Consider the following 20,774-nt stretch of genomic DNA (forward strand, 5'->3'; position numbering starts at 1 on the left):
GCTAAATTCCTTATGCCTTGTTTAGATTGTCTAATTTCATGGTCAGCGCTGGACTGGCTAACGCGCCACCATTATCCACTGCTGCTTGATAAGCTGATTTGGCTTTATCCAAATCACCTTGACGCACTAAAAAGTCGCCTTTCAATTCTTCACGTTGTGAAGCAAATGCTTTATCAGTCACTTGATCTAACGTCGCTAACGCCATGCCTATATTGTTTTGTTCTGCTTGAATACGTGCTAAACGAATCATCGCTACCATACCCAAACCAGAACCTGGTTGGGCAGCAATTATCTTAGTAAATGAGGCTTCAGCTTTAGCTAAATCACCCGCTTCAACCGCTGACTTTGCTACCATCAATTCAAGCAATGCTTGATAACCTTGCTGATCATGTTCTGATGCAAAGCTTTCTGCCTGAACCAATAACGCAGCAGGGTTAGCCGACTGTGTCACGATAGACTGAAACGACTCTGAAGCTTCTTCAGCCGCCGCCACTTTCATGTCTGAATATTCGTTCCAACCATATAGACCGCCAAGGCCTACTACGGCACCCACAATAATTGAGGTACCATAATCTTTCCAGAACTGCTTGATAGCATCTACTTGTTGTTCTTCTGTGCTATAAATTTCCACTTGCACTTCCCCTTTAAAATCTGTTCTTAAATCAGTTCTGCAATTTTAGCTACGAGTTCACTACGCGTAACCAATTGTTGTTCATCGTTTGTTCTTAGCGGTTTAATAGCGACTTGGCTATTAGCCATTTCGTTTTCACCAATAATTAACGCAAACTGAGCACCACTTTTATCGGCACGTTTCATTTGCTTTTTAAAGTTGCCACCACCGCAATGGCTCATGACTTTAAGTGTTGGTAACTGTTGACGCAACTCTTGAGCCACTTTAATGGCTTCAACGACGCAATTTTCACCCATTGCAGTGACATAAACGTCAACTTCTGGGGCAATATCACTGGTTAACTCAAGTGTTTCAAGCAATAGTACAATACGCTCAAGGCCCATTGCAAAACCAACAGCTGGGGTATCTTTACCACCAAGTTGGCCGACTAAGCCGTCATAGCGCCCACCCGCCAATACTGTACCTTGAGAGCCCAGGCTAGTGGTAACCCATTCAAATACAGTGCGGTTATAATAATCTAAACCACGGACTAAACGCGGATTAATGGTGTATTGGATACCAACAGCGTCTAAGAGTTCACATAAAGTTGAAAAATGTGTCTTGGTCTCTTCACCAAGATAGTCCATCAATGCGGGAGCATCAGCTAAAAGAGCCTGCACTTGCTGATCTTTACTGTCTAGCACTCGCAATGGATTGGAATACATGCGACGTTGACTATCTTCATCTAACTTGTCTTTGTGCTGCTCTAAGAATGCAATTAAGGCATCACGGTAAGCTGCACGTTCAGCCGGATCGCCTAAAGTATTAAGCTCAAGTGCCACGTGTTCTTTAATGCCTAACAAGTCCCATAAACGGGCAGATAACATTAATACTTCAGCATCAATATCGGCGCTAGCAATGCCGTAAACTTCAACGCCAAACTGGTGGAATTGACGGTAACGACCTTTTTGCGGGCGCTCATGGCGAAACATGGGTCCCATATACCATAAACGTTGTTCTTGATTGTAAAGCAGACCATGTTCGTTACCCGCACGCACTGTTGAGGCTGTGCCTTCAGGGCGTAAGGTTAAGCTGTCACTGTTACGATCTTCAAAGGTGTACATTTCCTTTTCAACAATATCGGTCACTTCACCAATAGAGCGTTTAAAAAGATCGGTACTTTCTACAATAGGAGTACGAATTTCACTGTAACCAAATGCACTAACTGATGAGCGCAATACAGCTTCGACTTTTTGCCATAAAGGACTTTGAGTAGGCAGAATATCATTCATTCCACGAATAGCTTGGATTTGCTTTGCCACTGTTAACGTGTCCACTTCTTGATTAGCTTGCGCTAATAAAATGTAAATATACCCTCAACATCGGCAACTCTTGGTTGCCATGCACAGGATTAAGATTATTCAGTTTTATCGATTATCGCGATGCGATTAGCCATCATGCTGGCTTTAGCGCGGATTTTTGCTTCTAAACCATCGACAATATTTTTATTGTCAAAGCGCTCTTTTTGACGCACTCCGTCATCATAATAACCGCTCTTAGCATGGCCGCCAGTTAAGCCGATATCAGCCACTAACGCTTCACCTGGACCGTTGACTACGCAACCAATAATAGACACATCCATTGCAGTGGTAATGTCCTCAAGACGACGTTCGAGTTCATTGACGGTACTAATCACATCAAACTCTTGGCGCGAACAAGAAGGACAAGCAATAAAGTTAATGCCACGGCTACGAATACGTAGCGACTTTAAAATATCAAAACCAACTTTAATTTCTTCAACCGGATCGGCCGCTAACGAAATACGTAAAGTATCACCAATGCCTTCAGCTAATAACATGCCTAAACCGACAGCTGATTTAACTGAACCCGCACGCATCCCACCGGCTTCGGTAATACCTAAATGTAACGGTTGACGAATTTGTTTAGCCAGCAGACGGTATGATGCGACAGCCAGGAATACATCTGACGCTTTAACGCTGACTTTAAATTGATCGAAATTCAAACGGTCCAAAATATCCACATGACGCATCGCTGATTCAAATAATGCTTCAGGCGTTGGTTCACGATATTTGTCCATTAAGTCTTTTTCAAGCGAGCCACCATTCACTCCGATACGGATGGGAATGTTTTTATCGCGGGCGCACTCAACCACACTGCGAATGCGTTCTTCATTACCAATATTACCTGGGTTAATACGCAGGCAATCTGCACCGTATTCGGCCACTTTAAGCGCGATACGATAATCGAAATGAATATCGGCCACTAATGGCACATTGACAGACTGTTTGATAATTTTAAAGGCTTCAGCATCATCCATTGTCGGTACTGAAATACGTACAATATCAGCGCCCACTTTTTCTAATGCTAGAATTTGCGCCACGGTGGCCGCAACATCGGTAGTTTTAGTATTCGTCATCGATTGAACAGCAATCGGTGCACCATCACCAATAGGGACATTGCCCACATAGATACGTGTTGATGGTCTGCGAATAATTGGGGATTCGTTATACATGCAAATATGCTCTACTGCTGTTGCTAAAGCATTATGACGCTTTAGGCAGGGTTAATCTTGCAACTCGACCGTTGGCAAACTCAGCTAAACTGACATTATTGCCATCGAGGCTGATGCTGGCTACTTGAGGAGCACCCAGAATCACTTTAAAAGGTTTTATTCCACGAACTTCAATTCGTTGTGCCGAATTCTTCACGCCATCAACCATCACTTTGCCGTTTGCATCAGTCACGTTAACCCAGCAATCACCGGTAAGCTCAATGGTTAACACACTTTCGCCACTGGCTAAACTGGTTTCTGTTGTTGATGAAGATTCAGTACTAGCAGTTGTAACACTGCTGCTAGCCGCTAATTGTTGTGCAGTACTGGCTGCATCTTGTGCCGTTTGAATTAGCTTATCTTCGGCTTCTATTGCTGCCTTGTTAGCCGAATCTGTTGCACTATCATTGCCTTCGTTACCTACATCATTAGCAGTAGATTGCACTGAGCCACTTCGAATGATCTGTTGCGGTTCAGGCATGTTGCTTTCAGCAGCAATCTCTTCAACGGTAGGCTGCGATAAATCAACATTGGTTAGTAACGATGATTTCTGTACCCACCACAACACTAACATGGCAATCAATACGGCAACGATAAGATAAGTCACTAAATTAAGACGACTATTACGAGCTTGATGAGTCGTTTTACGTGAAAAACTTTGCATTGCAGGCGCAACAATTTCAGGCAACTGATGGCTTAAGCATTGTTGAATTTGGTTAATGTCAGCACTCACAACACGGGCATAATTTTTAATATAACCTCTAACATATGTGGTGGAGGCAATATTAACAAAAATGTCATTTTCAAGATCATTGATAATCTTGGGACGTAAATGCAATTGGGTTGCTACGGTCTCAATTGAGAGTCCCTTTGCTTCGCGAGCCGCTTTTAAAATGGCGCCAGCAGTAACAACATCCTTTAACAATGACGTTTCTTCTACGTCTTGTTCTACTTCGAATTCTTTAGTCATTAATTCAAGTTAGCTCTATAATTTTTGGCTTGTGGAGATGCAGGAAACTTAGCAATAAGTAAAATGCCAAATCGTTTTACGGCTTCTATATCATTCGCCGCCCGCTCAATCTTAATCCCTAAGGCTAAACTTTCTGCTGATTCGCTAGCAACTCGATGGTATCTTGCGAGTTGTTCGCGCGCATTGCCGTAGTCAGCATCTTCCATGGCTAACTCGGTTAATTCTAATAACGTTACTTTACGTCTTTGATCATACTTTAACGCCATATTAAAATACTGTCGCGCTTTTTCTTTATCACCGGCTTTACGGCTGCATACGCCTAAGTTTTCATAACTCGATGCGGTACGGGTATATTTAGGTGTTTCAATCGCCGCAAGAAACATTTTCTCAGACTCAACAAAATTATTTTGCTGACACAAAAACACCCCAAAGTTATTCCGTGCATCACCAGTAACATCACTCAAGCTAATGGCTTTTTTATATGACTCTTCTGTTCGCTCTATATCACCAACTGTTTGATAATAATAAGCCATTGCCATATGAACTTCACTGATATTCGGTGCATATTCAACAGCTTTATTTAAATTGTACTTGGCTTGTTCACTATTCCCACGATTTAGATAAGTTAACCCAAGTTGCATTCGTTCTCTAGCGGCCCCCTGCTTATCAAACCGACGCTCTGCTACAGGGGTATCAGTACCACTGTAAGTACGCTCAGTAACACAAGCAGTGACGGACAAAGCCACTAAAGTAATCAGAACAACCTTTTGCATTCCGTGCTTCATTTATAAGCCTATTATCTATGCAAACAACGAGTTATTCCATTGTGACTGAAATCTGATTCTGTTGCATTTGTTTTTTTGCTAAACGCTTTGTTCTATCACGAATATCGCCAGCTAGTTGGCCACAAGCAGCATCAATATCATCACCACGAGTTTTACGAACAATCACAGTTAGGCCGTGTTCCATCAACACTTTAGAAAAACGATCTATGCGTGAGTTAGAAGAACGACCGTAAGGAGAACCAGGGTACGGGTTAAACGGAATTAAGTTAATCTTACATGGAGTATCTTTCATTAGAATCGCAAGTTCATGCGCTTGGTCTGTGCTGTCATTAATATGATCAAGCATGACATATTCAACCGTCACGCGGCCGCGATTTGCATTAGACTTTTCTAAATAACGACGAATACCCGCTAAAAATTCTTGTAATGGATATTTTTTATTAACTGGAACCAACACATCGCGCAGTTCATCATTTGGTGCGTGAATACTTACCGCTAATGCGACATCAATGGCGTCACCTAATTTATCAAGTGCAGGTACTACACCAGAGGTTGATAACGTCACTCGACGTTTAGATAAACTAAAGCCAAAATCATCCAGCATAATATCCATCGCAGGGATCACGTTAGCAAGGTTCAGCAAAGGCTCACCCATCCCCATCATCACTACGTTAGAAATTGGTCGATCGCCAGTGTCTTTATGGAAACCTAAAAATTGCGATACACGCCAAACTTGGCCAATAATTTCAGATACCGTTAAATTACGGTTAAAACCTTGTTGGCCCGTTGAGCAGAAGGTACATTCTAAAGCGCAGCCGACTTGTGACGATACACACAAGGTCGCGCGGTCTTCTTCAGGAATATATACGGTTTCAACTTCTTGGCCTTGGCCAACATTGATAGCAAATTTAATAGTGCCATCATTCGACTTTTGAAAACTCGCAATTTCAGGCGCAACAATTTCACACTTCGCTGCAAGTTTGGTACGCAACACTTTGTTTATGTTGTTCATTTCTTCAAAGTCAGTAACACCAAAGTGATAAACCCACTTCATTAACTGATCGGCACGAAACGGTTTTTCGCCCATCTCACTGAACAACGCCCGTAGTCCTTTACGATCAAGATCTAATAAATTGATTTTCTTTACACTCATTCGCCTAACCTCAAAACACCAAAACCTGTAACAGGGCGGCGAATTATACAGTTAGCATCACGTTTTAGCCAGTATATCTGCATCTAGTGATATGTTAGTATTACTGCAGGCTATATGGCCTTCTACGAGGAAGTTTTTACTCACACTATGTTAACCCTTTTATTGATTGTTTCTTTTGCTATTTTGATTTCCTTTTTGTGTAGTATTTTTGAAGCAGTTCTCTTATCTGTCACTCCAAGTTATATCGCAACCCTAAAAGAAACTAACCCCTTTATTGCTGCGCAGCTCGATAAGCAAAAGCAAAATATTGACTCTCCTTTAGTGTCTATCCTAACGCTAAATACCATCTCACATACCATGGGTGCTTCTATTGCTGGCGCACAGGCGGCTATTGTGTTTGGTAGTCAAATGCTTGGGGTATTCTCTGCTGTTCTAACTTTTTTAATTTTGTTCCTCTCAGAAATCATACCTAAAACATTAGGGGCTAATCATTGGCGTAAATTGGCGCCATCGGTATCGGTATGCTTATTCTGGATGGAAAAAATGACCATGCCTTTAATTTGGATGTCTCAAAAAGTCACCAATCTGTTAGGCAAAGGTAATAACGGTCAATACATTCGTCAAGAGCTCGGCGCGATGAGTAAAATGGGTAAAGACAGTGGTGAGTTAAGTGAACAAGAATCACAAATTTTAACCCAAATGTTATCGATGAAAGACATGCACGTCAGCGACATCATGACCCCCAGAACGGTAATATTTAAATTATCGACTCACATCACTCATGCGCAATTTATCGACCAATATTTGTCGAGCCCGTTTACTCGTTTTCCGATTTACCAAGGTGACCGAGATAATGTGATTGGTTATGTCAATCGTAATGACATTATCCTTCAGTCTCGACAAGCACCAGATACCGAAATTGGTACTCATTTAAAAACGTTACTTGTAGTCCCCTCTTCCGTAAGAGTATTGCCACTGTTTCAATTAATGATAAAACGTAATGCTAAAATGGCATTAGTGGTTGATGAATATGGCTCAAGTGAAGGGATAGTGACAATTGAAGATATCATCGAAACCTTAATTGGTTTAGAAATCGTTGATTCAAAGGATTTAGCTCCCAACATGCAAGCTCTGGCGCGTAAGCTGTGGCAACGACGAATCAAGAATAAAGGTTTAGTTATATACGATGATAATTAACTTGGTTAATTAAGCCACTTGCGCACGGATACATAATCAAAAAATCAATTATTAACATTCTGTTGGTCGCATTTTTTAATACAAACTGTATTGGCTATATCCAGCCAACTAGTACCATCATTTCCGTTGTTTGAGCTGCAATATAAAGATCACAACAACGCGCAGTGATGACATGTTTAGCTAAATTAGTATAAGATGGTGACATTATATTGAGGAAAAAAATGTCACATATTTATCGTTTATCTATAGCTCATATTAATGACACTCATTCTAACTTCGAACCTAGTCCAGTCCAGTTTAGCCTGACAGCCCAGCAACGCACTTATACACTTGAAGGCCATTCAGGTGGCTATGCGCGTTTAGGTTACCAAATTGAACAAACAAGGCAGCAAGCCGCAGCCGAGCAAACTCCATTTCTATTTTTACATGGCGGCGATAGCTTTCAGGGCACTTTATATTTTAGGGAGTTTCAAGGTGCGGCCAATGCACACCTTCTTAACTTACTCAAACCTGATGCCATGGTGTTGGGTAATCATGAAATCGATGCAGGTAACAGCCCTGTGCAGGCCTTTTTGAACCGTATCGACTTTCCGGTATTAGCCGGAAATATGGATTTAAGCGCAGAAGATAGGCAGAAAACAGGTCGATTATACGGCCACCCGATGTTGTACGACTTTGATGACAGCACCGGGACAGCAAAAGTATTGATAAAGCCATTTCACGATATCCAAATGGCTATTATTGGTATTACCTTAGATCAAATGCATTTAATTGCTAGGCCGGATCCCGATACCCACTTTGTTAATGCTATCGACACTACCCGTAAAACAGTTCAAAAACTGAAACAGCAAGGCATTAATCATATTATTGTACTAAGCCACCTAGGTTTAGACCAAGACCAAGAACTTGCTGCCTGTGTCGACGGCATAAGTCTAATTGTCGGCGGACATTCTCATACTCTCCAAGGTAATATGAGCAACATTGGCTTAAGCGATATTCCTTACGCAGAAACCATAAACTCAACGCCTATTTTGCATGCCGGAAAATATGCAGAAACGCTGGGTATTGCTCAAATCAATTTTGATTCAAATGGCAAAGTAACCGAACTTATCGGTAATAACTATTTTATGCTTGATGACAATATTCATGTCAGCACCAAAGACGGACAGCCTGCCGATAGTACTATTGCCGCAGATTTAATCGAGCAGTTGTTCAATCACCCAAGCATAAAAGACGCTAAGCATGATGATGCTATTCATCAGGTGATTCACAGCCAATACCGCCCATCATTAGATGCGCTAGAAAACCAAATACTGGCTCATATACCTCGAAACTTTGTCCACACTAGGTTGCCCAGCAAACAGCTGCCTCATGGCAGTGAAATAGCCCCTTGGGTGAGTCGTAGCATGTATAAAGCGGCTAAATACATTGAGCCAAATATCGATTTTGCACTCCATAATGCGGGAGGTGTAAGGCAATCACTCAATAAAGGGCAATTATCACTTGCCGATGTTATTGGCCGCATTTTGCCATTCGAATTACCCCTAACCTTGTATCAAATTATGGGTAAACATATTATTGAAGCTTTAGAATCGTCCATCAATAGCGCTACCAATAATGGTATTGTCGGCACAGGTGCGGGCAGTTTCCCCTACCCCTATGGATTACGCTACTTCTATGATGGTAAGCGAGTTAAAGGCCAGCGGATCACTCAAATTGATATCTACAAGCAGGATCAATGGCAAACTCTTGAATCTAATAAGTTGTATATTGGCGTATCAAGTTCTTATACCGCAGCGGGTAAGGAAGGTTATGATGCGTTATTGCATGCCCACTGGCAGCAACCGATGAGCAATCAAACGCTGCCAGAAGCCTTTATCGATTTTGTTAGTCAACATGGCCATCTCATTACGGGACAACTGTTTACAAATGTACATTACATTAGCCATCGCGATTAAACGGCAACTTCATATATTTAGAAGACAATACCTAAAAGAAACCACCTAACAGCAGATAGAAGACAATAATTCGCGGTAGATCACAGACCATAATGAGCAGAGATGGTTAAATAGTTCAAAGGTTGAATTAATATCCTCATTAATTATCATTTTTGGCAAAATAGGAATACATACATGAAAGCTAAATTAATTGCATTTGCTGCCGCTGCCACTTTGGCTATGGGTGTTTCTTCTGTATGGGCACAAGGTGCTTTGCATCAAGGCGAAGTACTCGACACCATGAATGGTGGCGGTTATACCTACGTTCAACTAAAAGAAGCTGACAAAACATATTGGGCTGCGGGTCCGCAAACTGAAGTGGCTAAAGGCGATAAGGTAGAAGTGTCGGAACAAATGTGGATGAGCGACTTTAAAAGCTCAAGCCTAAACAGAACCTTTGATAAAATCATGTTTGTTGGCAATATTAATAAAAAATAGTACGTTTTATCGTAAAAAACTTACATAATTGGCCAATCTTATCGATTGGTCTTTTTTATGAAAAACTCAATAAATCAACCTCATCAAATCGTTGATTTTTCTGCATCCTATGCAACTCAAATAAGTGAATTATACCATACGGCTGTACAAGGCATTATTCATCCAAGATACCCGACCTTAAAACTCAATGCTTGGTCATCAGCACCCCGTTCGGCCAAATTTTGGCAACTACGATACAAACGAAATAAAGCCTGGTTAGCACTTGATAACCAAAAGATCATTGGTTTTATTAGTCTAGAAACTCATTTTAAACACCAGGGGTATATTGACTGCTTATACGTTCACCCCGACTATCAGCAGCAAGGCATCGCCCGCGCACTCTATAAACACTTACAACATTGGGCTCTTCAGCAACCATATCCTTATCTCAGTGTTGATGCGTCATACTTATCTAAACCGTTGTTTGAAGCTATGGGATTTGTTTTGCAACAAACAAGCTATCAACAAAAGTGTGGCCAAACGTTTACCGGCTTTTACATGAAAAAACGGTTAATAGACTCGCTACTAGGGCGGGCTTAGTCCTGCGAGAACGCTATAAAAGCGATAAAAAACGATAACGAGCGTTACAAGCCTAGGTGCTAGGACGCTTCGCGGCTAGATTCTATAACAGCGGTAGAGCTAGGACGATAACGAGCGAACGCTTTGACCGCTTTATTTAACAGCGTAGCGATCTAGCAGGACGCAGTCCGCGCTAGCCTCTAGGCTGTTACGTTCGTCATCGCTTGTTACCAGCTTCATCGCTTACTACCTAGCTTCACCGCTTTAACAAAGGTTGAAGCATTTCTTCCAATCCGTTGAGCTTCACTTCATACATTAATGCTAGTTGCTCACCAAGTTTGCCTTCAGGAAAACCTTTAGAGTGAAACCAAACCAAATAAGGTTCTGGTAACTGCAGTAATTTACGACCAGCATATTTACCAAATGGCATGGTTTGATTAATCGCTTCTAACAATTGCTGCTCATTCATCACTTATGGCTCCACGCCTTTGTTTATCGATTAGGTTAATGTAATACCGATTACATTAACTATTTTATCAGTTCAAAGCCTTTATCAAAACTGCTTTAAGTTAAGCAAAGTGAACTGACAATGCACGCGATTGACATTACGGGCCATCAAAAAAGTACAACGAGTGAAATGCACAATGATTGATACTGGGTTAATTAATGAGAGGTTAGCGGCTCATTAATCAACCAACCCTGAGTAAACTCATGCTGAATGAATCGTCGCCTCTATTCAAACTCACCCCAGGCTCAGTTCAAAAGCGATTGTAACTGACTATATCGGACAATAATAAGACCACTGGTTAGCGTAAAATAACCGATTGAATCAAATTTAAGCTTAAAATAACTCGTTTTGCTGCATCCCTAAAATATATCAATTAGCTATATCAAAATAGATTTATAGTCATTTAATGCATATAAAACACGTATTCATATTTTATATGCATTGAAAACACCTCATAAAACAACAATGTTATTTGCACATAACAGCTGCAAGTCATTATTAAATTTAACCTTTCACTAACATTGGCGGATGCAAACCTTTGCTGTCAATTTTCTGCCTTTATGGTCAAAACAGTCAAATAACCGCCTCGAAGACATTAATAAAAAACCGTCAAAAATCAGCTAATTGACTAAATCTATAACCATTATTACAGTGTAGTATCAATTACATTTAACGGTGTAAGTTAGTTATATTGAGAGGGCAACATCCATGATCATATTAGTTGGTGGTGAAAAAGGGGGGAGTGGTAAAAGCTGCCTTGCGCAAAATATTGCAGTCTTCCTAACCAATGAAGTTCAAGCCAGCGTGATTATGGTCGACTGCGATCCGCAAAGAACCACATCAGACTGGATCCAAGCTCGGAACAACAACCCAAAACTGCCGGCCATTAACTGCGTGCAACTGTATGGCAAAATTCGTAATGACTTGCTCAGCTTAGAGCAACATTATGACTATGTTATTGTCGATTGTGGTGGCCAAGATAATCTAGCGCTTAGAGCAACCATGTCAGTTGCATCCTATGTATTAATGCCATTGCGCCCAAAACGACGAGATTTAAAAACCGTCAGCCATATGGACGATATCGTCTCAACTTGTTTGATGATAAACCCAAAAATGAAAGCATCATTTGTGATCACTCAATGCCCAAGTTTACCGAACCAGGCAAGCAGAATTACTGAAGCAAAAGATGTCTGTCGTACTTATGACATTAATGTATTAGATGCCGTTAACTACAGCCGCAATATTTACGACGACAGTGAAGAATCTGGCTTATCAGTATTTGAGTTAGAACCCCAAGGTAAAGCTGCAGAAGAAATGCGCAATATTGCCTGTGAATTACTCGACATTACTGATGCAAAGCAACTCATTGAACAGCGCAATACTGCATCGAACGTGACCACGATGAGAGGAAATTATGGGACTAGCCGATCTCAAGAAAAACGCTTCGTTATGTAAAAGCACCAATAACATTGCAGTATCAATTGATGACTTTATTGCAGCAGCCGATTTATATGCTGCTGGCCAAGACCGTCCTCAACATGAGGAAAAGCAAACGCTAATGACAAGCGATGCAGGTAAGCAAAACAATATAATCGATTTTTTACAACGAAAATATCCACAGCATGTAGAGCCAATAAAATCGGTCAATAAAAGTAAACAGCAACCTTTTAGACGTTGTACCTATACCTTAAGTGAAACGGCAATAAGCCAGCTCGCATTACTCAGTCAGCAAGGAGGAATAGCAAAATCAAAACTTATCAGGCAGTTGATTTCACAATATTTTAGTCTATCTCCACAACAACAAAAACGGTTAGATGTTAGCTTTACAGACCAATAGTTAATTTTGCAGACAAATAGTTAATTGAACATAAATTTAACCAAACACAACGACGACCACTTTATCCCCGCCCTTTCACTGGCAGTAAATATGAGACTAATATTTGCTAGCCAGTGCTTTTATTTAACCAAAATCCCAACCTACACGTTAAGCAAACTACGTTATCACTTATGGCTCCCATTGCTATTTAGTTTTTCCTAAAGCTTGAATTTGCTAACAAACTGCCCCATTAAATACTCATGGAATTAAACAGCGACTAGCGAATGAATTAAATGAGTCATGCTAAAAATTGCAAGCTCAGATAATACATAATCTTAAAATAACAATCTTAACGCCCTCTTCGACTACCAGGACACTTCTATGATCGCGATTGTAATATTACTCGTTATATCAATAACAGCTGTGGCATGGATTGTCAGTAGCCAATGGCGCCTCAACCGTCAACGTAGCATTGTCGCCAGCAAACCATTTCCCACTCAATGGCGTCATATATTAAAAAAGCGTTTTCCTTATTTCAAAGCCATGCCGACGGATTTGCAACTTCAACTCAAAAAGCATATTCAGATATTTATTGATGAGAAACAATTTATCGGTTGTGACGGATTCGAAATCAATGACGAAGTAAAAGTGACGATTGCAGCCCAAGCGTGTTTATTATTACTCAACCGTAAAACTGACTATTACCCAAAACTTAAACAAATCTTAGTCTATCCAAGCGCGTTTATCGTTGAGAAAAACCGCACGGATCTCGCAGGGGTACAATCAAGCCAACGCAATGTGTTGCTGGGAGAGTCTTGGGAATATGGCAAAGTCGTATTGTCATGGAACAGCACTATAGAAGGCGCTGCCGATCCGTTTGATGGTAGCAATGTTGTTATACACGAATTCGCTCACCAGCTTGATCAAGAAGATGGAACAGCTAATGGTGCACCACCACTGCGCGATATCACTTCATATCGTTCATGGTCTAGCACATTGGGGCAAGAATTTAAGCAACTTCAGTATTGCGCTCAACACCATATCCCGTCATTATTTAACTATTACGGCGCGACCAATCCGGCGGAGTTTTTTGCAGTGATAAGTGAAACGTTTTTTGAACGACCCGTGGCGTTTTACCAACAGCATCAACAATTGTATAAAGAATTGAGCCAGTTTTATCAGCTAGATCCAATAAATTGGCATTAAAAAAGTATTAAAACACATAATAATAATTTACTAGGTTAACAGGAATACTATGCAATCAATCATTCACCGACTCGGTTTTATTGCCGTGTTAATGACGACAGTGGCAGCCTTCGATTTACATGCAACTGAAGCCGAAGAATCAACACTTGAACAGAGTCAAACAGAGCCTAAAAACAAACAAGTTAGTCAGCAAGTGAGCTCCGAAAGTGAAGCTGTTATAAAAGATATTAGCCAAAAAAATGAGTTAATTGATAGCCAAGGCTTATCAGAAAAAGACAACCAAGAAGTCAGCGCCTTGTTAAATTTATTACATGAAAGTGCAGCTGCTGCTGACTGGACCACTTATTTTAGCCTTTATCATCCACAAGCGGTGTTTATTGGTACCGATGATTCAGAGCGTTGGAATATGGTTGAATTTGAGCATTATGCCAAACCCACTAAAGGCTGGCGTTACGATTTAAAGTCACGTCACTTGTTACAAATTGACGATACCATTGTATTTGACGAGCAGCTCTATAGCCCGGCGTATGGCATCAGTCGGGGTACTGGTGCGTTGGTACAAACTTCTGAAGGATGGAAAATAGCGCAATATCATTTGAGTTTTCCAATTCCAAACGATAAAGCCAAACGTATTACCAGCTTAATTATGCAATAATCACAAAATGATAGAAAAAAGGAGATGCCCAATAGGCATCTCCTTATTATTTGTTCAGTCCACTATATTAACTCATCGACACGGCAAAACACACGTTCGCTAACTGGCAGAAATGAGTAAAACTGTCATTATCTTGCGATTCAAAATGACGAGCAGTGCAATGCCTATCAGCATAAAATAATCCAAGTACTTTATTACCAATGGCTAATGGCGCAATCAAAAAACCAAATATCGAAAATTTTTCCACGAGTGCATAATCGATTTGTACTTTGCAATCTTGCGAAGAAGGCGCATTAACCCAAATACTGCGCTTTTGTTCAATACATTGACTAAAGACAGATTTTCTATCATCAAGGTCAATAACAAAAGCCTGCCGAAGCATATCAACACCGTCGCCCATCATTATTCGAGGTTGTAACAACTTTCGGCTTGGCGATAAAAGTAAAACACCACAACGGTCGACTCCTACTCCGGTTAAAATACCTTCTAATGTAGTCCGCATAATTTGATTGAAATCAGTTTTCTCTACTGCATATTGAGTAAGTTGACGTAGTTTATTCAATTGATAACTTTGGTCCACACGACGTATTTCTAATACTACATCTAACTCAGGCTCGTCTGCAGTTGCATCTTGTGGGCTCAAGTCTAATACGGCACTTTTATGAATCAATATCTTACTGGAGTTAGCAATATAGGGGATTAAAACCTTAGCGCCATAGGCCGCCGCTAATTTATGAGTCGCTTCACTGCAAGACACAATTCTTTGGGTCATTTCCTTTGGGCTAATATCTAGCATCTCCGCAATTTGTTTAATTCGCTTTTGCAGTTCAACTTGATTTACATTTGATTTTGAGAGAATTTCAGATAATTTATCTGCCAAAAAAATACAACGAATTTCAGGCATACGGTCATCAGGTTGGGCTAAAGATTTTTGTAATACTTCTCCTAAACCCCAACTACTCGCAATACCCTGTGTAAGTTGAACAAAAGAGGTTCCTAGTTCTGCTCTTATTACAAAACTCCGTTCCACTTTGTCATCAATCGCCGCTAACTTACGATCTAATGTTTCAGTAGTCTCTCCGCCCATGCTCCAGAAAGCACTTTCCCCAATCCGGTAAAGCAAAGAAGCAATAAAGACTTCTTCACGTAATGATTCCCCTCTATCATTCATCATCATTCGCGCCAACATAGCCGATTGAAACGACTGGGCCATTAGCTTTAATAAGCGAATATAAACACCTTCGGACAAGTGCTTGTTTTCTAATAAGCTGGTTAATAATTTGGCGGTGAGACAAATATTTCGAATAGTATCAAACCCGAGTACCACTGCAGCTCGGCTAACAGTAGAAACCTGATTAATGCCTTTATTATAAATAGCACTGTTCGCAACACGTAAAATTCGTGAGGTTAACGCATTATCATGCATCACACTGCGACCTAGCAACGCCAATGAAGACACATCATCTTTGGCCAGTTTCTCTAAGTCACGAACCGTTGAACACAACGCAGGCATTTCTTGCTCACTAATTCGTTTAGTCCAGTAATCAGCGCCTTTTTGTTGATTTGAAGCTTTCAAAAAATTAACCCATATTTAATAGATATTAAAATGAGTATACTCATTTTAGAACAAGTGTAATCCTTTGATTGCCTTTTATTGTACGCATGTCTAAATAATCAACGGACTGCTATATTTAGTGTATAAACTATGTACGGCTAATGTGTAAGTTTGAGGCCAAATAAAAAAAACGGCTCACAAGAGCCGCAATCACAATAGTGTGGTTGGAAAAAACTTACGGGTAGGAAGTATCCAAACAATCAGGTTTAACAACTAAGCATTCGCTTATAAACCATCATATGAGGATAAAAATCCCGTACGACCTGTAGGTGAGCCGCACGGGGTTACAACAGTCACAAAGTGACCAAACTTGTAAAACGGTTGGGACTAACGATTAAAACTGTTCTTCTTCAGTAGAGCCCGTTAGCGCTGTTACTGACGATTTACCGCCTTGAATACACGTTGTCACTTGATCAAAGTAACCTGTACCCACTTCTTGCTGGTGCGATACGAAGGTATAACCTTTCTTAGCAGCAGCAAATTCAAGCTCTTGTACTTTTTCAACATAATGCTTCATGCCTTCACCACGTGCATAGTCATAGGCTAAATCGAACATGTTGTACCACATGTTATGAATGCCTGCTAACGTGATGAACTGGTACTTGTAGCCCATGTTAGACAACTCTTGCTGGAACTTAGCAATAGTGACGTCATCTAAATTCTTCTTCCAGTTGAACGAAGGTGAACAGTTATAAGCAAGTAGTTGATCTGGGTACTGTGCATGAATGGCATCAGCAAATTTCTTCGCTTCTTCAAGACAAGGTTTAGCTGTTTCACACCAAATTAAATCAGCATAAGGCGCATAAGCAAGACCACGTGAAATAGCTTGGTCTAAACCAGCTCTAACGCGGTAAAAACCTTCGTTAGTACGTTCACCAGTAACAAACTCACGGTCATATTCATCACAATCAGAAGTCATTAAATCAGCAGCATTAGCATCAGTACGTGCAATAACTAAGGTATTAACGCCACTAACATCTGCCGCTAAACGTGCAGCAACTAACTTTTGTACCGCTTCTTGAGTTGGTACGAGCACTTTACCGCCCATGTGACCACACTTCTTAACAGACGCTAATTGGTCTTCAAAGTGAACACCTGCAGCACCAGCATCAATCATCGACTTCATTAGTTCAAATGCATTCAATACACCACCAAAACCGGCTTCTGCATCAGCAACAATAGGTAGGAAATAGTCAGTGTAATTGTCATCACCAGGATTTACTTCTTTGCCCCATTGAATTTGGTCAGCACGGCGAAATGAGTTATTAATACGGCTTACAACAGCAGGTACTGAGTTTGCTGGGTAAAGTGATTGATCTGGATACATAGTGCCCGCTAAGTTAGCGTCAGCAGCAACTTGCCAGCCTGATAAGTAAATCGCTTCTATTCCCGCTTTTGCTTGCTGTACCGCTTGACCACCAGTAAGTGCGCCCAGTGAGTTTACGTAGCCTTTTTTAGCGCCGCCGTTAACCAGTTCCCACAATTTTGCAGCACCCATTTTAGCAATGGTATTTTCTGGCACAACAGAGCCACGTAATGCGACAACTTCTTCAGCAGTAAAAGGACGCTTAACCGATTTCCAACGTGGATTTTCAGCCCAATCTTTCTTAATTACATCAACCTGTTGCTGACGAGTAAGTTGTGTAGTCATAGTGTCGCTCCTTACTGTATGAGGGTGGCAAAGTGAATCATTCAACTTTGCCTAATTCAGTAGTGTTGTAATTAATATCGTTATCCGACATTACGCCGTTAACAGTTCATATCCTGGTAATGTTAAGAAATCGACTAGCTCATCAGAGGTAGTAATTTGTTCAAATAATGCTGCCGCTTTGGCGAACTCACCTGCTTTAAAGCGCTCTGCACCAAGTTCCTCTTTCACGTTAGCCATTTCTTCTTTCAACATGTCTTTAAACAATGCTTTAGTGACCAGTTTGCCGTTGGATAAACTTTTACCATGCTGGATCCATTGCCAAATAGAAGTGCGCGATATTTCAGCCGTGGCAGCATCTTCCATCAAACCGTAAATCGGGACGCAACCATTACCCTGGATCCACGCTTCGATGTACTGCAACGCAATACGAATATTCAAACGCATGCCTGCTTCAGTTCGCTCGCCTTGACAAGGCTCAAGTAACTCGCTGGCTAAAATGGGTGCATCGACATCACGAGTAATGTGTAATTGATTGGTTCTATCGCCACCGATGTAATCATTGAAAATTTTCATTGCGGTGTCGGCTAAACCAGGATGTGCGACCCAAGTACCGTCATGGCCATTGCGAGCCTCTAACTCTTTATCGCCACGCACTTTTTGCAGTACCAGTTCGTTAGTCGCTTCATCTTTAGCAGGAATAAATGCTGCCATACCGCCCATGGCCAGTGCGCCACGTTTATGGCAAGTTTTTATCAATAGACGTGAATAAGCACTTAAAAATTTAGTATCCATCGTTACCGCTTGACGGTCGGGTAGTACACGGTCCGGATAGTTCTTTAAGGTTTTGATGTAGCTGAAGATATAATCCCAACGACCACAATTAAGCGCGACAATGTTTGAACGAAGTTCATAAAGAATCTCTTCCATTTCAAATACCGCAGGTAATGTCTCAATTAAACAAGTACATTTAATCGTGCCAGGCTGTAAGCAAAAACGCTCTTCTACAAAGGCAAACATTTTTGCCCACCAACGCGCTTCCACATGGCTTTCTAACTTAGGAATATAAAAGTAAGGTCCAGATTTTTTAGCTAACAGCTGACGATAATTATGGTAAAAGTACATAGCAAAATCGACTAACCCACCAGGAATAGGTTTGCCTTTGTATTCAATGTGCTTTTCAATAAGATGCAAACCACGTACACGAGCAATTAACACTGCAGGGTCAGGGTTTAACGAATAATGCTTACCGGTTTCAGGAACGGTTAGTTCAATATCGCCACGAACGGCATCACGAAGGTTAATTTGTCCTTCGACAATTTTTTGCCAACTCGGTGCTAATGAATCCTCAAAGTCGGCCATAAACACTTTTACATTGGCGTTTAAAGCATTGATGATCATTTTACGGTCAACGGGGCCAGTAATTTCAACACGTCTGTCGGTGAGATCATCAGGCATGCCACGGATAGTCCAATCACCACCACGTATTGCACGAGTTTCAGGTAAAAAATCAGGCAACTCACCATTATCAATACGAGCTTGTTTTTGTTTACGCTTAGCTAATAGCTCAGGTACTTCATCAACAAATTTTGCACATAACGAATCAAGGAAAGCCACAGCGCCAGAGTTAAAAACGTCTTCTTGACCGTTGACAGTGGGACCAATAAACGTGAGATCGGTTTTAATCGAATCATCAGCATTTGCTGTGGACTTACTGTATTGAGCTACTAATTGTTCTGCCGTCATAATAATGGCTCCCTAAATGCTGTCTGTTTTGATATCGGTTGTCATGCTTCACTGTGTAGTTACGTTATCTACTGTCTACTTATCACGCTTATCTATACCAACTCATCGGCGTATATATTCGCGTTCAAATAAACCATTTCTAATAACATTTAACTGAAGCTGACTGTTTACCAAAAACTTTCAAATGTCTGTTTCGTACTAAAAACTAACCAAAAACGTTTGTAATTGCAACAGTCTTCACTTTACCAAAACGACTTAAAAACCAGTGTTACAGATCACATAAAATGGTCTTACCAACCGAGAAATACATACTTAAATAAATGATATTAAACACAATAATAAAATAGAGCTTATACTTTAAATTGGCCGTCTGAAATTCATCTTACCAATTGACCAGCAAATGATAATGGTAAAAAAGGTTGTAATATTATTACTTGGTGTATAATTATATTTACAAAACTTTAGTCTATGCTATTGAATTAAACAATTTTGTAACGTTTCTAGCTTACCTATACGTAATAAGGTTTTAATCTTTAAAAACAGATAGTTAAAATTAGGTAATTAACCATTAAATTTAAACAACTGTTTTAAATTTACGTTTACGTAAACGGAATAAAATAAGCCGCCGCGACGGCTTAAAATGTGAGTTACGTCACCCGATCAACAAGCTCAAGTAGATTGGTTTTTTTTAAATAAAATTCAATTTTTTTAAAAATAATTGAAAAAACTTCATAAATGGGGCAATAGAGAACCAAAATGGTGCAGCAACAAGTAACCAACGGTGATTTGCTCTGGGCGGAATATGCCAATAATAACCAAGCTTCGCTCACAGTATGTTAATTGTCGTTTATTGATAAATAGTTAATGATTCAGCTCTAGCTCAAATAGAGTGGCCAACAAGGTAACGCAAACGGTGATGAGTGTATGGAGTTAACACATGTTGTAAGTGACAAATGAGACGAACATAGCGTTAGCATTTGTAGCGGAGGATTTTACCTTGAAGCTATTTGGTGCAGACCATAAATGCATAATATTAACTCAGAATAAACGATGGGGTTGCGCGATAAAAAGAGATTGTTTCAAATCTGCACTATCCAACTTACTCGTTGCTCGACTAACAAGGCGCACTTATAGCGTGTCTGTGATAAATTAATAGCGCAAATTACACTGATAAAAAAGCTTTGATTAACTTTCCTTATCCAGTGCACTGTAACGTTCACAACTGCCGTAGTGTCAGCGTTTAGCTGCTATCACAAACTGGTTTAGCATATGTTGATTTACTTTACTCAAGGTAATACAC

General features: G+C 40.5%; 18 protein-coding genes. 8 read left to right on the forward strand and 10 right to left on the reverse strand.

Features of this window, described 5'->3' with window-relative positions; all coding sequences use genetic code 11:
• Positions 1–10 precede the first annotated feature (10 nt).
• From H5125_RS07890 to H5125_RS07915, 6 genes are all read right to left on the reverse strand, one after another.
• Complete coding sequence (locus H5125_RS07890; RefSeq protein WP_182743949.1) at positions 11–631, reverse strand: tetratricopeptide repeat protein; 621 nt, start codon at positions 629–631, stop codon at positions 11–13.
• 26 nt (positions 632–657) lie between these two features.
• Complete coding sequence (hisS, locus tag H5125_RS07895; RefSeq protein WP_162022604.1) at positions 658–1,932, reverse strand: histidine--tRNA ligase; 1,275 nt, start codon at positions 1,930–1,932, stop codon at positions 658–660.
• A gap of 95 nt (positions 1,933–2,027) precedes the next feature.
• The gene (gene ispG, locus H5125_RS07900) at positions 2,028–3,143 is read right to left on the reverse strand and encodes a flavodoxin-dependent (E)-4-hydroxy-3-methylbut-2-enyl-diphosphate synthase (protein WP_101085518.1); all 1,116 of its coding nucleotides are present in this window, start codon (positions 3,141–3,143) and stop codon (positions 2,028–2,030) included.
• A 31-nt stretch (positions 3,144–3,174) separates the two neighbouring features.
• The gene (locus H5125_RS07905; protein ID WP_182743950.1) at positions 3,175–4,152 is read right to left on the reverse strand and encodes a RodZ domain-containing protein; all 978 of its coding nucleotides are present in this window, start codon (positions 4,150–4,152) and stop codon (positions 3,175–3,177) included.
• Positions 4,152–4,937: a type IV pilus biogenesis/stability protein PilW gene (gene pilW / locus H5125_RS07910; RefSeq protein WP_101085522.1), complete on the reverse strand. Its 786-nt coding sequence runs from the start codon at positions 4,935–4,937 to the stop codon at positions 4,152–4,154. Before pilW ends, H5125_RS07905 begins: the two co-directional genes overlap by 1 nt.
• A gap of 31 nt (positions 4,938–4,968) precedes the next feature.
• A complete protein-coding gene (locus tag H5125_RS07915) occupies positions 4,969–6,090 on the reverse strand; it encodes a bifunctional tRNA (adenosine(37)-C2)-methyltransferase TrmG/ribosomal RNA large subunit methyltransferase RlmN (RefSeq protein WP_011636587.1) in 1,122 nt (373 codons plus the stop codon).
• Positions 6,091–6,237: 147 nt separating this feature from the next.
• Between H5125_RS07915 and H5125_RS07920 the strand changes: the two genes are divergently transcribed.
• From H5125_RS07920 to H5125_RS07935, 4 genes are all read left to right on the forward strand, one after another.
• Complete coding sequence (locus H5125_RS07920; RefSeq protein ID WP_162024297.1) at positions 6,238–7,287, forward strand: CNNM domain-containing protein; 1,050 nt, start codon at positions 6,238–6,240, stop codon at positions 7,285–7,287.
• Positions 7,288–7,508: 221 nt separating this feature from the next.
• Complete coding sequence (locus tag H5125_RS07925) at positions 7,509–9,245, forward strand: bifunctional UDP-sugar hydrolase/5'-nucleotidase (RefSeq protein WP_182743951.1); 1,737 nt, start codon at positions 7,509–7,511, stop codon at positions 9,243–9,245.
• Between the two features lie 174 nt (positions 9,246–9,419).
• The gene (locus H5125_RS07930; protein ID WP_059747853.1) at positions 9,420–9,722 is read left to right on the forward strand and encodes a hypothetical protein; all 303 of its coding nucleotides are present in this window, start codon (positions 9,420–9,422) and stop codon (positions 9,720–9,722) included.
• 57 nt (positions 9,723–9,779) lie between these two features.
• Positions 9,780–10,301, forward strand: coding sequence for a GNAT family N-acetyltransferase (locus H5125_RS07935; protein ID WP_182743952.1), 522 nt, complete (start codon positions 9,780–9,782; stop codon positions 10,299–10,301).
• Between the two features lie 235 nt (positions 10,302–10,536).
• On the opposite strand, the gene H5125_RS07940 is transcribed toward H5125_RS07935, so the two are convergent.
• Entirely contained in the window at positions 10,537–10,749 is a 213-nt protein-coding gene (locus H5125_RS07940; RefSeq protein WP_041413444.1) for a DUF3820 family protein, read from the reverse strand.
• Positions 10,750–11,496: 747 nt separating this feature from the next.
• Between H5125_RS07940 and H5125_RS07945 the strand changes: the two genes are divergently transcribed.
• The 4 genes from H5125_RS07945 to H5125_RS07960 all read left to right on the forward strand — a co-directional run bounded on the left by H5125_RS07945 (position 11,497) and on the right by H5125_RS07960 (position 14,465).
• Positions 11,497–12,243, forward strand: a complete 747-nt coding sequence (locus H5125_RS07945; RefSeq protein WP_101085529.1) for an AAA family ATPase — start codon at positions 11,497–11,499, stop codon at positions 12,241–12,243.
• Positions 12,203–12,625: a hypothetical protein gene (locus H5125_RS07950; RefSeq protein WP_101085531.1), complete on the forward strand. Its 423-nt coding sequence runs from the start codon at positions 12,203–12,205 to the stop codon at positions 12,623–12,625. Before H5125_RS07945 ends, H5125_RS07950 begins: the two co-directional genes overlap by 41 nt.
• Before the next feature lie 360 nt (positions 12,626–12,985).
• Positions 12,986–13,810: a M90 family metallopeptidase gene (locus tag H5125_RS07955; protein ID WP_182743953.1), complete on the forward strand. Its 825-nt coding sequence runs from the start codon at positions 12,986–12,988 to the stop codon at positions 13,808–13,810.
• A gap of 49 nt (positions 13,811–13,859) precedes the next feature.
• Positions 13,860–14,465, forward strand: coding sequence for a nuclear transport factor 2 family protein (locus tag H5125_RS07960; RefSeq protein WP_162022599.1), 606 nt, complete (start codon positions 13,860–13,862; stop codon positions 14,463–14,465).
• Positions 14,466–14,532: 67 nt separating this feature from the next.
• On the opposite strand, the gene H5125_RS07965 is transcribed toward H5125_RS07960, so the two are convergent.
• The 3 genes from H5125_RS07965 to aceB all read right to left on the reverse strand — a co-directional run bounded on the left by H5125_RS07965 (position 14,533) and on the right by aceB (position 19,474).
• Complete coding sequence (locus H5125_RS07965; RefSeq protein WP_409085812.1) at positions 14,533–15,978, reverse strand: HDOD domain-containing protein; 1,446 nt, start codon at positions 15,976–15,978, stop codon at positions 14,533–14,535.
• A 436-nt stretch (positions 15,979–16,414) separates the two neighbouring features.
• Positions 16,415–17,731 carry an isocitrate lyase gene (gene aceA / locus H5125_RS07970; protein WP_182743955.1) on the reverse strand — a complete coding sequence of 439 codons (1,317 nt, stop codon included), beginning with the start codon at positions 17,729–17,731 and terminating at the stop codon, positions 16,415–16,417.
• Between the two features lie 90 nt (positions 17,732–17,821).
• Positions 17,822–19,474, reverse strand: coding sequence for a malate synthase A (aceB, locus tag H5125_RS07975; RefSeq protein ID WP_182743956.1), 1,653 nt, complete (start codon positions 19,472–19,474; stop codon positions 17,822–17,824).
• Positions 19,475–20,774: the final 1,300 nt, after the last annotated feature.

Origin of the sequence: Shewanella sp. SR44-4, from assembly GCF_014163715.1 — a bacterium.
GTDB lineage: Bacteria > Pseudomonadota > Gammaproteobacteria > Enterobacterales > Shewanellaceae > Shewanella.

Coding starts and splice junctions, on each gene's coding strand:
- H5125_RS07920 (WP_162024297.1), top strand. CDS start 6,238: ATGTTAACCCTTTTATTGATTGTTTCTTTTGCTATTTTGATTTCCTTT.
- pilW (WP_101085522.1), bottom strand. CDS start 4,937: ATGAAGCACGGAATGCAAAAGGTTGTTCTGATTACTTTAGTGGCTTTG.
- H5125_RS07965 (WP_409085812.1), bottom strand. CDS start 15,978: ATGCCTGCGTTGTGTTCAACGGTTCGTGACTTAGAGAAACTGGCCAAA.
- H5125_RS07935 (WP_182743952.1), top strand. CDS start 9,780: ATGAAAAACTCAATAAATCAACCTCATCAAATCGTTGATTTTTCTGCA.
- H5125_RS07960 (WP_162022599.1), top strand. CDS start 13,860: ATGCAATCAATCATTCACCGACTCGGTTTTATTGCCGTGTTAATGACG.
- ispG (WP_101085518.1), bottom strand. CDS start 3,143: ATGTATAACGAATCCCCAATTATTCGCAGACCATCAACACGTATCTAT.
- H5125_RS07915 (WP_011636587.1), bottom strand. CDS start 6,090: ATGAGTGTAAAGAAAATCAATTTATTAGATCTTGATCGTAAAGGACTA.
- H5125_RS07930 (WP_059747853.1), top strand. CDS start 9,420: ATGAAAGCTAAATTAATTGCATTTGCTGCCGCTGCCACTTTGGCTATG.
- aceB (WP_182743956.1), bottom strand. CDS start 19,474: ATGACGGCAGAACAATTAGTAGCTCAATACAGTAAGTCCACAGCAAAT.
- H5125_RS07925 (WP_182743951.1), top strand. CDS start 7,509: ATGTCACATATTTATCGTTTATCTATAGCTCATATTAATGACACTCAT.
- H5125_RS07940 (WP_041413444.1), bottom strand. CDS start 10,749: ATGAATGAGCAGCAATTGTTAGAAGCGATTAATCAAACCATGCCATTT.
- aceA (WP_182743955.1), bottom strand. CDS start 17,731: ATGACTACACAACTTACTCGTCAGCAACAGGTTGATGTAATTAAGAAA.
- H5125_RS07950 (WP_101085531.1), top strand. CDS start 12,203: ATGGGACTAGCCGATCTCAAGAAAAACGCTTCGTTATGTAAAAGCACC.
- H5125_RS07905 (WP_182743950.1), bottom strand. CDS start 4,152: ATGACTAAAGAATTCGAAGTAGAACAAGACGTAGAAGAAACGTCATTG.
- H5125_RS07945 (WP_101085529.1), top strand. CDS start 11,497: ATGATCATATTAGTTGGTGGTGAAAAAGGGGGGAGTGGTAAAAGCTGC.
- H5125_RS07955 (WP_182743953.1), top strand. CDS start 12,986: ATGATCGCGATTGTAATATTACTCGTTATATCAATAACAGCTGTGGCA.